Origin of the sequence: Amycolatopsis sp. NPDC051373 (assembly GCF_040689465.1) — a bacterium.
Classification (GTDB): Bacteria; Actinomycetota; Actinomycetes; order Mycobacteriales; family Pseudonocardiaceae; genus Amycolatopsis.
In genome coordinates, this window is record NZ_JBFBAE010000038.1 from 1 (window position 1) to 12,461 (window position 12,461).

A 12,461-nucleotide genomic window follows, 5' to 3' on the forward strand; every position below is an offset into this window, starting at 1 on the left:
GGACGCGCGCGCGGTACGCGCGCCGGAAACACCCCGCGCGCGCGTCTGCACCGTGCCCGCCGCCCGCAGCCCCACCCCCCCACCCGCCGTCCGCGCGGCCGCGCTGACGGCGGGCCTGAGCGCAGCACGGCGACCAGCGTCAGCACCACGGCCGCGCCCGCCCCCGCCAGGCCCAGCGCCCGCGTGTGCCGCGGAGCCCGCGGCCGCGCCCGCTCCCGCCAGGCCCAGCGCCCGCGTGTGCCGCGAAGCCCACAGCCGGCCGGTGCGCGCGGCGCCGGCCGTGACCGTGGCCGCGAGGTCGTCGTACTCCGGTTCCGGCCGATCTGTGCCCCTCGGCACAAGGTGAAGCACCTCACCGTCGCGCACGCGCTGGGCGCCCAGCGTGCTCGCTTCCATCACCGGGGTGCGGTCGGGGCGGCGCGGCATCCAGCCGCCGTCGTGCACGCCCTCGTCGGCGAGCGCGGCGCCGGCGCGGCGCACCAGGCCGGGCAGCAGCTCCGCGACCGGCGAGCGGTCCGGCAGCGCCAGGTCCATGCGGCGGGCCGGCACGTCGATCATCACCCTCTCCAGGCCTGTGGTCGTCGTCGGTCCTGCCCGGGCTCGGGCGGCTCACGACGACGGGGGAGCACGGCCCGCGGGGGCTCTCGGCAGCTTCCGGACATCGATCGGGGACGCTCTTCATACCGATGAGTGAGCGCATGAGACGTCCGTCTCCACCAAAGGGGTGAAAGATCGGTTGTCGGGCAGCTCGTACTCTTACGGGGCGTTACTCATAGAGGAACATTCACGTTGAGCCGTGAGTTGCTTCGAGCCAAGAACGAGATGAAGGAGGTACCGCCATGGGCACCGAGCCCCCCGTCGTCCACGCGACGATCGTCTTCGGGCTGCGCACGTTCGGGAGCGTTCCGCTGCCGGTGCGCGCTGACCTCGAGTACGACCCGTCGGACCCGTACGCCATTTCCGTCGGCTACCACGCCGGCCCCGGTGTCGTCCGCTGGCTCTTCGGCCGCGACCTGCTCGCCGACGGCCTCATCGCCCCCGCCGGAGACGGCGATGTGCGAGTGCGCCCGGCCGCCGACGACGCCCGAGTGGTCGTCGAGCTCAACGCCCCCGACGGCTCCGCCGTGCTGGAAGCGCCGGCCGACGAGCTGGCCGACTTCCTCGACCGCACCTACGACGAGGTGCCGGCCGGCGACGAGGCCCTGTGGTTCGACTTCGATCAGGAGCTCGCGAAGCTGGCTCTGCGGGACTGAGCTCCCCGGCACCATTGGGGACTCCGCTTGATCGAGGCTCCGCTTTATCGAAGCTCGGTGCCGCCGATTGGCTCGTACCACTGAGCCGTCTGCACCACCGGTCGGCCGCATCACCGAGCTTCGCCGAGGCCCTCGCACTTCTCCGCATCGCCGGGGCCTCAGCGGCACCGAGGCCCCGCACCACCGAGGCCCCGCACCACCGGGGCCTTGGCGGCAGGTACCAAAGCCGCCGCGCCGCCGGGTTCTCAGCGCCGCTGTCCGGCCCACCGGACGGCGGGACCCATCGCCCACCCGGCGGCCACGAACACCGCGCCCACCAGCAGCCAGCCGGGGGTGCCCCACTGCACCACCACCGTGCTCAGCAGCGCCGGGCCCGCCATCCGGGCCACGGACGTGCCGGTCCCGAAGAACCCCTGGTACTGGCCCTGCCGCGCGGCGGGCGCCAGGTCGAAGCCGATTTCCCAGGTACCGGCCGACTGCAGCATCTCCCCGAGTACCTGCTGGAGCGCTCCGGCCACGAGCACCGCGACGGCCACTGTTGCCGACGAGCCCGCCGCCGACAGTGCGAACGCCACGCAGGATGCGGCCAGCAGCACCCCGGAGTGCCGCACCGGCCGTGTCGCCGAACGCAGGCCGGTCACCCGCGTCGCCACGCGCACCTGGCCCAGCACCACCACGATCGTGTTCAGCACGAACAGGGCCGACACCGTCCACTCGGGAGCGGCAGTCCGCGAGACGATCCACAGTGGAATCGCGACGCTCAGCAACGGCATGCGCAGCAACAGGATGGCGTTCAGCAGTGTGACGAACGCGTAGGGCCGGTCGCGCAGTACGGCCCGCGCCGGCTCGCCCTTGACCCGCGGCACCGGCGCGACGGCCGGTAGCAGGCGCAGCAGCACGGCGGACACCACGAACGCGGCCGCGTCGAGGGAGAACGCGGCGACGTAAGCGCCGCGCGTGTCGGCCAGCAGCGCGAGCCCGCCGAGTCCCGCGCCGACGGCCAGCCCCGCGTTGCCGGCCGACTGCAGGTACGCGCGGATCCGCGTGCGCTGCTGCGGTTCCGCCACCGCGGCCAGCAGGGCCTGCCGCACGGCGCCGACGCCGCATTGACCGGTGGCATAACAACAAGCGGCGAGCGTGAACGTCCACGCCGAACCCGCGAACAGGAACGCCGTGATCGCCAGCCCGGTCGCCACCGACAGCAGCACCGCCGCGCTCCGCGCACCCCGGCGGTCGGCCGCGTGCCCGAGCGGCACGCCGGCGACCGTGCCGACCGCCCAGCCCAGCGTGAGACCGAGCCCCACCTGGCCTGGTGTCAATCCGACAACACGCGTGAAATACAGCACCGAGCACGTGAGAAACGCACCATCGCCCAGTGAGGCGGCGAGCTGCGCGCCCGCGAGCAGGCGGCCGGGCCGCGAACTGGTCACGGAAGCGAGGCGCTCGATCGTCGTCATGCCGCGACGGTAGAAGAGCATTTGGCCCTGCACCAGATCCAATTCCACGCAGCCAGACCGGGCCAATGTAGGCTCCCGGAGGTGGACTTCCACGTGACGCTCGCCGGGCGCGGCGACCTCGGCACACGCATCTACCGCGAGCCGCGCGACGCGATCCTCGACGGCCGGCTGCGCTCCGGCGCACGCCTCCCACTCACCCGTGAGCTGGCGAAGCGCCTGTCGGTCTCCCGAAACACCGTCGCCGTGGCCTACGACCGGCTCACCGCCGACGGGTTCCTTTCCGGCCGCGTCGGCTCCGGCACCTACGTGTCCGCCGAGCTGCCCGCCGCCCGGACGAGACACGCACCCGCCGGTGCGGCCCTGCGCCCGCGTGAGGTGTGGCGGACGCTGCCCCCGCTCGAGCCGACGCGCGCCGATCCGGAGTACGACTTCCGCGTCGGCATCCCCGACGCGCGGCTCTTCCCGATGCAGACCTGGCGCCGGCTGCTGTTGGCGGAGCTGCGGGGAACCGGTTTCGCGCAGTACGGCGACCCCGCGGGCCACGCCGGGCTGCGGGCGGCGATCGCCCGCCACGTCGGCGTTTCGCGGTCCGTGCGCGCCGACGCCGACGACGTCCTCGTGACGCAAGGCGCTCAGCAGGCGCTCGACCTGCTGTGCCGCGTGCTGCTCGAACCCGGCGACCGGGTCGCGATGGAAGAACCCGGTTACCGCATGGCGCGGCTGCTGTTCCGTTCGCACGGCGCCGAAATCGTCGGCGTACCCGTGGACAGCGAAGGGTTGCAGGTTTCGGCGCTGCCCGCGCGCACGCGCCTGGTGTACGTGACGCCGTCGCACCAGTTCCCGTTGGGTACGCCGATGTCGCTCGCGCGCCGCACCGCGTTGCTCGGCTGGGCCGAGCGCGCCGGCGCGCTCGTGATCGAGGACGACTACGACAGCGAGTTCCGCTTCTCCGACCGGCCGCTCGAACCGTGGCAGAGCCTCGACCGCGCCGGCTGCGTCGCCTACGTCGGCTCGTTCGCCAAGACGCTGCTTCCCGTGCTGCGCCTGGGTTTCCTGATCGCGCCACGCTCGTTGCGCGGCGCGCTCCTCCGCGCCCGGCAGCTGGCCGACTGGCACGGCGACCACTACGCGCAGGCCGCCCTCGCCCGGTTTCTGGACGAGGGCCTGTTCGCCCGCCACATCCGCAAAGCGACGCGCGAATACGCCGCGCGCCACGAGCACATCACGACGCTGCTGCACGAGGAGTTCGCGGAACAGCTCACGCCGGTGCCCTCGGCCGCCGGGTTGCACCTGTGTGCGCTGTCCGAAGTGGACGTGGAACCCGTTGCGGCGCGGGCGAACCAGGCCGGTTTCGGTGTGCAGACACTGGCCGGGCTCTGCGGGGAACCTGCGCCGTCCGGGCTGGCCCTTGGGTACGGCGCCGTGGCCCCGGAGAAGATCGCGGCTGGGCTCGCCGCACTGAAACGTGTGTTCGACGAGGGTTGACCTCACAGCACACCGGCGTACGGTCGGAGGTGTTGGCTGTTGTTCAGACACGTGCTCCGGTCAGCGCCCCTGCAGGTTCCTGCGAGAGGAGCGCTCCATGAACACCCCGTTTTCCGCGGTTTCGATACCGGCGGAGCTCACCATCACGACCACCGACCACGAGGGCACTCGCGTGCTCACCCCGGTGGGCGACCTCGACTCCGCCACCGCCCACGATTTCGCCGAAGCACTCGCGGATGCCGCGCGGCTCGGCGGGCCTGTGGTGGCGGATCTCTCCCGCGTCGAGTTCCTCGGCTGCGCCGGAATCCGCGCGTTGTTCGCCGCGCACGATCGGGCTTTTTCGTTCACCGTGGTGTGTGACGGTGTGCGCAGCGTGCGCCGCTGCCTCGACTTGACCGGCGCGTCCGACACGCTGGCCGTGCACACGACGCTCACCGAAGCGCTCGCGGCCGCGGTCGTGTCCTGAGCGAGTTTCGGGGCCCGGGGCCTCGGGTAGGCCGAGATCATGACTGCTCACACGACGAACGTCCCGGACCTCGAGCTGAACAACGGCGTGCGCATCCCGCAGTTCGGGTTCGGCGTGTTCCAGATCCCGGAGGACGACACCGCCGACGCCGTGCGGACCGCGCTCGAGGCGGGCTACCGCCACATCGACACCGCGCAGATGTACCGCAACGAAGCCGGTGTCGGCGAGGGCATCAAGAAGTCGGGTGTGCCTCGTGAAGAAGTCTTCGTCACCACGAAGCTCGCCAACGACGCCCAGGGCCATGACAACGCGATCAACGCGCTCGAAGGCAGCCTGCGCCGGCTCGGGCTCGAATACGTGGACCTGTACCTGATCCACTGGCCGTTGCCGCACCAGAACAAGTACGTGCGCACCTGGGAAGGCTTCGAAGAGCTGCTGCGCGCCGGGAAGGCGCGCTCGATCGGCGTGTCGAACTTCCAGGTGGAGCACCTCGAAGAGCTCGCCCGCCAGACCGGCACGGTGCCGGCGGTGAACCAGATCGAGCTGCACCCCGCGTTGCAGCAGACCGAACTTCGCGCCTACCACCGCGCGCACGGCATCGCGACCGAGGCGTGGAGCCCCCTCGCGCAGGCGGCCGTGCTGTCCGACCCGGTGCTGACCGGGCTGGCGGACAAGCACGGCAAGACCGCGGCTCAGGTGGTGCTGCGCTGGCACCTGCAGCTGGGCAACATCGTGTTCCCGAAGTCGGCCACGCCCTCGCGCATCCGCGAGAACATCGACGTGTTCGATTTCGAACTCGCCGACGAGGACCTGGAAGCGATCGGCAAGCTCGACGCCGACCACCGCACGGGCCCGCATCCCGACACATTCCGCGGCTGAACCGTCGCTGCGGGTTTTCCCCCGCTGGTCGAGGGGTAGTTCTTCGGAAGAGGCCGGAAGGAGTGTGCCGGGATGAGCACAGAAGCGTACGTCTCGTTCCTCGCCATCGGTGTGGTGCTCGTGCTGATCGACGGGCAGGTCATCTACCGCAGCGGACGCGGGTACCTGGAGAATTCCTATGGTGACCCGGCCGCCGGCGCGTCGATGACCCGGTTGGTGACGGTGCTGTTCCACCTGGTGACGCTGGGACTGCTGGCGTTGCTGTCCACGATTCCGCTGGGCGACAGCGATCTGCCCGGCGTGGTGGGCCGCGTCGGCGTGCTGCTGCTGGTGCTGGCGATCGTGCACGCCATCACGCTCACCGTGCTGGGCCGCATCCGCGGCGAACAGGTGGGCGAGGCCGTGGTGAACCGCAGGATCTCGCGCCGGGAGGCCGAGCAGCGCGGAACGGCGGTGACCACGGCCGTGCCGACCCAGGAGGCGAGTTATCCGGACGTGAGCCCACCGCTGGAGCATCGCGCGCCGTGAATGCCCTTCATGCCTCAGACTTTCGTGAACGAACCTGAGGAGTGACGGAATGAACAGACCCGTGGTCGAAATCGAACGCGAGCGCAAGTACGAGGTCGCGCAGGACTTGGTGGTCCCCGAGTTCGTCGGCTGCGGGACGGTGCAGGGCCAGGACGCTCCGGCGGAGGAGCAGCTCGACGCGACGTACTACGACACCGCCGGCTTTTCCCTCGTGCGCGCCGGGATCACCCTGCGCCGCCGCTTGGGCGGGCACGACGCCGGGTGGCACCTGAAGCTGCCGGTCGGGCCCGACGAGCGCGAGGAGCTGCAGGTACCGCTCGGCGCTGACGACGGCAGAGTGCCCCACGAGCTGAACCAGCTGCTGCGCGCCCACACCCTGGGGCGCAAGCTGCTGCCGATCGCGCACCTCAAGACCGACCGGTTCGAGCATCGCCTCACCGACGCGTCGGGCCAGATCGTGGCGACGGTGACCGACGACCACGTGACCGGCGAGGTCGGCGGCAAGACCGCGCGGCTGGACCGGTGGCGCGAGTTCGAAGTGGAACTGAAGGGTGACGCCGCGCCGGACCTGCTCGACGAGCTGGAGAGCACGCTGGTCGACGCGGGCGCCCGGACGTCGCAGTGGCCTTCGAAGCTGCGGCGGCTGATCGGCGACCGCGTGCCCGACGGGCAGGTGGTGGGCAACCGGCCCGACGCCGGCGAGGTCGCCGGGGCCTACCTGCGGGAGCAGTTCGCGGCCCTGCAGCGGGCCGACGTCGGGGTGCGGCGCGACGTCGAGGACTCCGTGCACCAGCTTCGCGTGGCGTCGAGGAAGCTGCGGAGCGCGCTGCGGACGTTCTCGTCCATTGTGGACGACGACCGGGTTCCGGGCGTGACGCGCGAGCTGAAGTGGCTGGGCGGCGAGCTGGGCCCGGCCCGCGACGGCGAGGTCGTCGAGGCGCTCGTGCGCGAGTGGCTGGACGGCGCGTCGGCCGAGCTCGTGGTCGGGCCGGTCGACCAGTTCCTGACGCGGCGGTTCTCCCGCGAGGCCGTGGACGCGCGCACGAAGGCGCTGGAAGCGTTGCGCGGTAAGCGATACCTGGCTCTGGTGCAGGAGCTGGACGCCGTGGTGTCGGGTGTGCCGACCGATGCCGGACCTGCGAAGAAGGTGTTGCGCAAGCCGGTGCGCAAGGCCGCGGGGAAGCTGCGGAAGGCGGAGAAGGCGGCGCACGGGCTGTCCGGCCGGGAGCTGGAGCACGCACTGCACGACGTGCGCAAGAAGGCCAAGCGCGCCCGCTACGCGGCGGACGTGGTGCGGCCCGTGTTCGGCGGCAAGGTGCGGGTGTGGCGCAAGAACGTGAAGAACGTGCAGCAGCTGCTGGGCGATCACCAGGACTGGGTGGTCGCGGGGCCGGTCGTGTACCGCCTCGGCGTCGATGGCCGCGATGAAGGAGTCGGTTTCACGTTCGGCGTGCTGTACGGGACCGGTGGGGGAGTGCGGGCCGGGATGCAGCGGGAGTTCGTGAGCCGGTGGAAGCAGCTCGAAAAGGGAGACGCGCCGAAGTGGCTGTAGGCCGCGCGGCGAGGTGACCACGAACGGCGGCCGGGTGCCGGGGCGAGGTGCCTCGGTGTCCGGCCATCGCCCGTTCGTGAGGTGGGAATTCCGGGCGTGATTGAACCGCCGGCCCGTGTCGTCCGTGTTGCTGGGTGAGAGCGGCGTGAGGAGGCAACGTGCGGAGTCAACGGGCCGGGGACGTGGTCGCGTTCGTGCTGCCGGGCAACGTGGACGACGTCACGGAGCCCAGCGGGGGCAACACCTACGACCGGCGGATGTGCGAGAGCCTGCCGGGCGCGGGGATGCCCGTGCTGCAGGTCGCCGTGCCCGGGTCGTGGCCCGAGCCGGGGCCGACGGGGCGCGCGCGGCTGGCGCGGGCGCTCGCGGCGCTGCCGGACCACACGACCGTGCTGATCGACGGCCTGGTGGCGTGCGGGGTGCCCGAAGTGGTGGTGCCGCACGCGCGGCGGCTGCGCCTGGGCGTGCTCGTGCACCTGCCGCTGGCCGACGAGACCGGCCTGGACCCTGTGCACGCCGCCGAGCTCGACGCGTGCGAGCGCGAGACGTTGCGGGTGGTGCGCCAGGTCGTGGCCACCAGCCCGACGGCCGCGCGCACACTGATCCGCCGCCACGGCCTCGGGCCGTCGACGGTCGCCGTGGTGGAGCCGGGCGTGGACCTGGCGCCGCTGGCGTCGGGGACCGACGGGGCTTCGCGGCTGCTGTGCGTGGCGGCGGTGACCCCGCGCAAGGGCCAGGACGTGCTCGTCGAAGCGCTGGCTCAGCTGCCTGACCTCGATCTCACCGTGGACTTCGTCGGCTCGCTGACGCGCGCGCCGGAGTACGTCGACGAGCTGCGGTGGTCCGTCGACCGCCTCGGCCTCGCCGACCGCGTCACCTTCAGTGGCCCGAAGGCCGGCGCCGAGCTCGACGCGGCGTACGACCGCGCCGACCTGGTGCTGCTGCCCTCGCACGCGGAGACCTACGGCATGGTCATCACCGAAGCCCTGGCGCGCGGCATCCCCGTGGTGGCCAGCGACGTCGGCGGGGTGCCGGACGCGCTCGGCCGCTCGTCGGACGGCGCCGTGCCCGGCCTGCTCGTGCGGCCCGGCGACCCGGGCGCCCTCGCTTTCGCGCTGCGCCGCTGGGTGACGAACGCCGAGCTGCGGCGCGCCCTGCGCACGGCGGCGCTCGGCCGCGGCAGCGCCCTCGAAGAATGGGACGGCGCGGCCCGCCGGCTCACCGAAGTCCTTTCCCGCTGGCGTTCCATCCCGATCAAGGTGGCTTGATGCGTACGTTCTGGTCGTGGTTCCGAATCCTCGCCGGGTTCGCGATCATCGGGGTGCTGGCGTGGCGCCTCGGCACCGATGCCTTTCTCGACGGCCTGCGCGTGATCGGCCTGATGCCGGTACTGGCCGCGCTGGCGATCGGGCTGCTCACCACCGTCGTGAGCGCTTGGCGCTGGCGCGTGGTCGCTTCGCGGCTGGGCCTGCGGCTGCCGCTGCGCCAGGCCGTGGCGGATTACTACCGCGCGCAGTTCCTGAACGGGGTGCTGCCCGCCGGGATCCTCGGCGACGTGCACCGGGCGGTCGAGCACGGTCGGCAGGCCGGCGACGTGGCGAGGGGTGTGCGAGCTGTTGTGCTCGAACGCACAGCCGGACAGGTCGTGGTGGTGGCGGCCGGACTCGCCGTGTTGATTTTCCGACCTGCGGTGTTGCCGGGGGTCGCACACGATGTGCTGACTGTCGCAGGTGCCGGGGTTCTTTTCGTCGCGATCGTGGTGCTCACGGTCGCGTGCGGCACGGGCGAGCGACGGCTGCACAGCGCGTCGAAGTGGCGGCGGGGGTTCGCCGAGTCGATGGCGGACGTTCGCGCGGGGCTGCTGGGGCTGCGCACCTGGCCGCGGGTCACGGCGTTGTCGCTGGTGGCGCTGGCCGGGCACCTCACGCTCTTCGTGGTCGCGGCGCACGCGGCCGGTGCCACCGCTTCGCTGATGACGCTGCTGCCGCTGCTCGTGCTCGCGCTGCTGGCGATGGGGCTGCCGATCAACGTCGGCGGATTCGGGCCGCGCGAAGGTGTCGCCGCGCTGGCGTTCGCCGCTGCGGGGCTGGGCGCCCAGCAGGGGGTGACGGTCGCCGTCGTCTACGGGTTGCTGGGGCTGGTGTCCACGGCTCCCGGTGGCGCTGTGCTGCTGGTCCAGTGGCTCGGCTCGCTGCGCCGCCGTCCGGCCGCACCGACCGCGTTGCCGACGCGTACTCCGGTGCCTGCGCAGGCTCGGATGCCCGCGCACTCGGCCGCCTGACGATCACCCCTTTTCCGATGCGGTACCGCTGTGGCCGCTCGCAGGGTAATCTTGCTAGGCAAAATTCACCTGACAAAAGTACTTGACCGACGCGCCGGACACGAACGACGGCGGGCTGCTGACCGGATTCAGGGAATCACTGGTTCCGCGGGTCGGCACCCGCAACAACCTGACCGGGGTCGCCCTGGTGCTGCACCTCGCCTTCCCCGGCCGCACCTCGGGTTGGCGCGACGAGGCCGCCGGCGAGGGCCGGCAGACGGCGGTGGACCTGCTCTTCTCGCTGCTGGCCGATTTCCTCGACAAGCGCGACCTGCCCGGTGGGACCGCAGTGATCTTCGACGGTTACCTGACCTGGTTGAAAGCCCAGTCCTGGCACCATCCGTGACGGCGCGGGTGCATTGCCCGACTGTGGTGCGGACCGACCTGGTCCGGTGGCGCTGAGCGGCTCATCCGGGCCGACTCACGCCTCGGCGCGGGTGGACTCGGCTCGACCTGCGCTGACCGGCTCAGTCCGCGTCGAGGCGAGCTTCGGCGCGGGTGGGCTGGAACAGCTCGACCGAGTTGGCGGACGGATCTTCGATCAGCACCTGCCGTCCGCCGACCCCGTCGACGACCGGGCCGCGGAACGCCACCCCGGCCGTGCGCAGCCGCGCGACCTCGGCGTCGAGATCCTCGACCTGCAGCGCGAAGCGGTTCCAGCCCCCCGGCTCGGGCACCCGGCCGTCCGGCAGGGCCTGGCCGCCGCCGGACCCGCCGCCCGGCGCGCTGAGCAGCAGCCGCAGATCACCGCGGGCGAGCATCGCGAAGGCCGGGGCGGGGTGCATCACCTCGCTGAATCCGAGGTGGTCGCGGTAGAACGCGATCGCGGCGTCGACGTCGTCCACGAAGTAACGCACGCTGACTGTGGCCATGGCAGCCTCCCGAAGTCCTCACGATACCTACGCCCGGCTGAAGCGCGCGCCCCATTCGTGCACGCGGTCCAGCAGTTCCGGGGGCGACACCACCTGGAACTCAGCGCCGACGACGCCCAGCGCCAGGGTCGGCCAGTCCAGCGAGTCGGCGGTCATCAGCACCCGGCAGCGGCCCGACGAAAGCTCCTCCACCGTGCTCCACTGGCCGATCCGCTCGCGCACGCCGGCGGCCGGGGCCTCCACCACGACCTCCACCCGGTACGGCCGCGCGACGTTGTCCAGTCCGGCGCGGACGAACTCGGCGGCGTCGGCCGAGGGCAGCTCGCGCGGGCGGAACGGGGCGCCGGTGGCGTGCGGGTCGCTGAGGCGGTCGACGCGGAAGCTGCGCCAGTCGTGCCGGGTGAGGTCGTACGCGACGAGGTACCAGCGGCGGCCCACCGGCACGAGGCGAAGCGGCTCGACGTGCCGCTCGGTCTGCCGGCCGCCAGCGGCGGTGTAGGAGAACCGCAGCCGTTCGCTGTCGCGGCAGGCGAGCGCGATGGCCGTGAGCACGCCGGGGTCGACGCTGGGGCCGAGCGCGCCGTTCCAGCCGAGTGGCACGGTCATCGCGCGCAACGCGTCGACGCGCCGCCGCAGCCGGGCCGGCATCACCTGCACCACCTTCGCCAGTACGCGCAGCGACGACTCCGCGATGCCCTCGACCGAACCCTGCGCGGCGGCCTGCAGGCCGACCGCCAGCGCCACGGCCTCCTCGTCGTCGACCACCAGCGGCGGCAGCGTCGCGCCCGGCGCGAGCTGGTAACCGCCGTCGACGCCGCGCTGCGCCTCGACGGGATATCCCAGCTCACGAAGCCGCTCGACGTCGCGGCGCAGCGTGCGGATCGACACCTCCAGGCGCCCGGCCAGCTCCTGGCCGGGCCAGTACCGGTGCGTCTGCAGCAGCGACAGCAACCGCAGGGTTCGCGAGCTCGTGTTGGCCATGAATCCAGATTCTCTCCTATTGAGGTCACAAAGTGGCCGGAATGGGTTTTACCTTACGTTTGGACACAGACACCGACGAGAGGACGAGGCCGTGAACGAGACCCTGACGACCGAGGTGACCACGGGCGAGCGCGCCGACCTGCTGGCGATGCTGGGAAAGCACCGCCACTTCCTGCGGTTCACGACGCGCGACCTCACCGATGACCAGGCCCGCCTGCGGACCACGGCCAGCGAGCTGTGCCTCGGCGGCCTCATCAAGCACGTGACGTCGGTGGAGCGCGGCTGGGCGGAGTTCATCGTGCAGGGTCCTGCGGCCATGCCGGACTTCTCGGAGATGACCGAAGCCGACTTCGCCGAGCGCGCCGACGACTTCACCCTGCTGCCCGGCGAGACGCTGGAAGGCGTGCTGGCCGTCTACGCCGACGTGGCCGCCAAGACCGACGAGCTCGTCGCCACGCTGCCCGACCTGGGCGAGACCCAGCCGTTGCCGAAGGCGCCGTGGTTCGAGGAGAACGCGAGCTGGTCGGCGCGGCGCGTGTTCATGCACATCATCGCCGAGACCGCGCAGCACTCCGGCCACGCCGACATCATCCGCGAGTCGCTCGACGGCGCGAAGAGCATGGGCTGAGCGCGGGGCAGGCGGGCGCCACGTCCTCGGGCGCCCGCCT

Annotated in this window: 14 protein-coding genes; 10 read left to right on the forward strand and 4 right to left on the reverse strand. The window is 72.0% G+C overall.

What is annotated here, in order from left to right; translation table 11 throughout:
- On the reverse strand, nucleotides 1–558 hold a 558-nt coding region (locus AB0383_RS44425), incomplete at its 3' end, for an EsaB/YukD family protein (RefSeq protein ID WP_366190415.1).
- 281 nt (nucleotides 559–839) lie between these two features.
- Between AB0383_RS44425 and AB0383_RS44430 the strand changes: the two genes are divergently transcribed.
- Nucleotides 840–1,253 carry an SsgA family sporulation/cell division regulator gene (locus AB0383_RS44430; protein ID WP_220238926.1) on the forward strand — a complete coding sequence of 138 codons (414 nt, stop codon included), beginning with the start codon at nucleotides 840–842 and terminating at the stop codon, nucleotides 1,251–1,253.
- Nucleotides 1,254–1,498: 245 nt separating this feature from the next.
- Here AB0383_RS44430 and AB0383_RS44435 read toward each other — a convergent pair whose 3' ends face one another.
- On the reverse strand, nucleotides 1,499–2,710 hold the full coding sequence (locus tag AB0383_RS44435) for an MFS transporter (protein ID WP_366190416.1): 1,212 nt from the start codon (nucleotides 2,708–2,710) through the stop codon (nucleotides 1,499–1,501).
- Between the two features lie 81 nt (nucleotides 2,711–2,791).
- Between AB0383_RS44435 and AB0383_RS44440 the strand changes: the two genes are divergently transcribed.
- The 8 genes from AB0383_RS44440 (at nucleotide 2,792) to AB0383_RS44475 (ending at nucleotide 10,286) form a co-directional block, all read left to right on the forward strand.
- The gene (locus AB0383_RS44440) at nucleotides 2,792–4,195 is read left to right on the forward strand and encodes a PLP-dependent aminotransferase family protein (protein WP_366190417.1); all 1,404 of its coding nucleotides are present in this window, start codon (nucleotides 2,792–2,794) and stop codon (nucleotides 4,193–4,195) included.
- A gap of 97 nt (nucleotides 4,196–4,292) precedes the next feature.
- Nucleotides 4,293–4,661 (forward strand): STAS domain-containing protein, encoded by a 369-nt coding sequence (locus AB0383_RS44445; protein WP_366190418.1) that lies wholly within the window; start codon nucleotides 4,293–4,295, stop codon nucleotides 4,659–4,661.
- 39 nt (nucleotides 4,662–4,700) lie between these two features.
- Entirely contained in the window at nucleotides 4,701–5,540 is an 840-nt protein-coding gene (locus AB0383_RS44450; RefSeq protein ID WP_366190419.1) for an aldo/keto reductase, read from the forward strand.
- A 72-nt stretch (nucleotides 5,541–5,612) separates the two neighbouring features.
- Nucleotides 5,613–6,068, forward strand: coding sequence for a hypothetical protein (locus AB0383_RS44455; protein WP_366190420.1), 456 nt, complete (start codon nucleotides 5,613–5,615; stop codon nucleotides 6,066–6,068).
- Nucleotides 6,069–6,117: 49 nt separating this feature from the next.
- On the forward strand, nucleotides 6,118–7,620 hold the full coding sequence (locus AB0383_RS44460; protein ID WP_366190421.1) for a CYTH and CHAD domain-containing protein: 1,503 nt from the start codon (nucleotides 6,118–6,120) through the stop codon (nucleotides 7,618–7,620).
- A 158-nt stretch (nucleotides 7,621–7,778) separates the two neighbouring features.
- A complete protein-coding gene (locus AB0383_RS44465; protein ID WP_366190422.1) occupies nucleotides 7,779–8,888 on the forward strand; it encodes a glycosyltransferase in 1,110 nt (369 codons plus the stop codon).
- Nucleotides 8,888–9,901, forward strand: coding sequence for a lysylphosphatidylglycerol synthase transmembrane domain-containing protein (locus tag AB0383_RS44470; protein WP_366190423.1), 1,014 nt, complete (start codon nucleotides 8,888–8,890; stop codon nucleotides 9,899–9,901). The genes AB0383_RS44465 and AB0383_RS44470 overlap by 1 nt, the downstream gene beginning before the upstream one ends.
- 82 nt (nucleotides 9,902–9,983) lie before the next feature.
- Nucleotides 9,984–10,286 carry a hypothetical protein gene (locus tag AB0383_RS44475; protein WP_366190424.1) on the forward strand — a complete coding sequence of 101 codons (303 nt, stop codon included), beginning with the start codon at nucleotides 9,984–9,986 and terminating at the stop codon, nucleotides 10,284–10,286.
- A gap of 121 nt (nucleotides 10,287–10,407) precedes the next feature.
- On the opposite strand, the gene AB0383_RS44480 is transcribed toward AB0383_RS44475, so the two are convergent.
- Both AB0383_RS44480 and AB0383_RS44485 read right to left on the reverse strand, forming a co-directional pair.
- Nucleotides 10,408–10,812 (reverse strand): VOC family protein, encoded by a 405-nt coding sequence (locus AB0383_RS44480; RefSeq protein WP_366190425.1) that lies wholly within the window; start codon nucleotides 10,810–10,812, stop codon nucleotides 10,408–10,410.
- Between the two features lie 27 nt (nucleotides 10,813–10,839).
- Nucleotides 10,840–11,793: a YafY family protein gene (locus AB0383_RS44485; protein WP_366190426.1), complete on the reverse strand. Its 954-nt coding sequence runs from the start codon at nucleotides 11,791–11,793 to the stop codon at nucleotides 10,840–10,842.
- A gap of 148 nt (nucleotides 11,794–11,941) precedes the next feature.
- On the opposite strand from AB0383_RS44485, the gene AB0383_RS44490 reads away from it, so the two are divergent.
- Nucleotides 11,942–12,421 carry a DinB family protein gene (locus AB0383_RS44490; RefSeq protein WP_366190476.1) on the forward strand — a complete coding sequence of 160 codons (480 nt, stop codon included), beginning with the start codon at nucleotides 11,942–11,944 and terminating at the stop codon, nucleotides 12,419–12,421.
- Nucleotides 12,422–12,461: the final 40 nt, after the last annotated feature.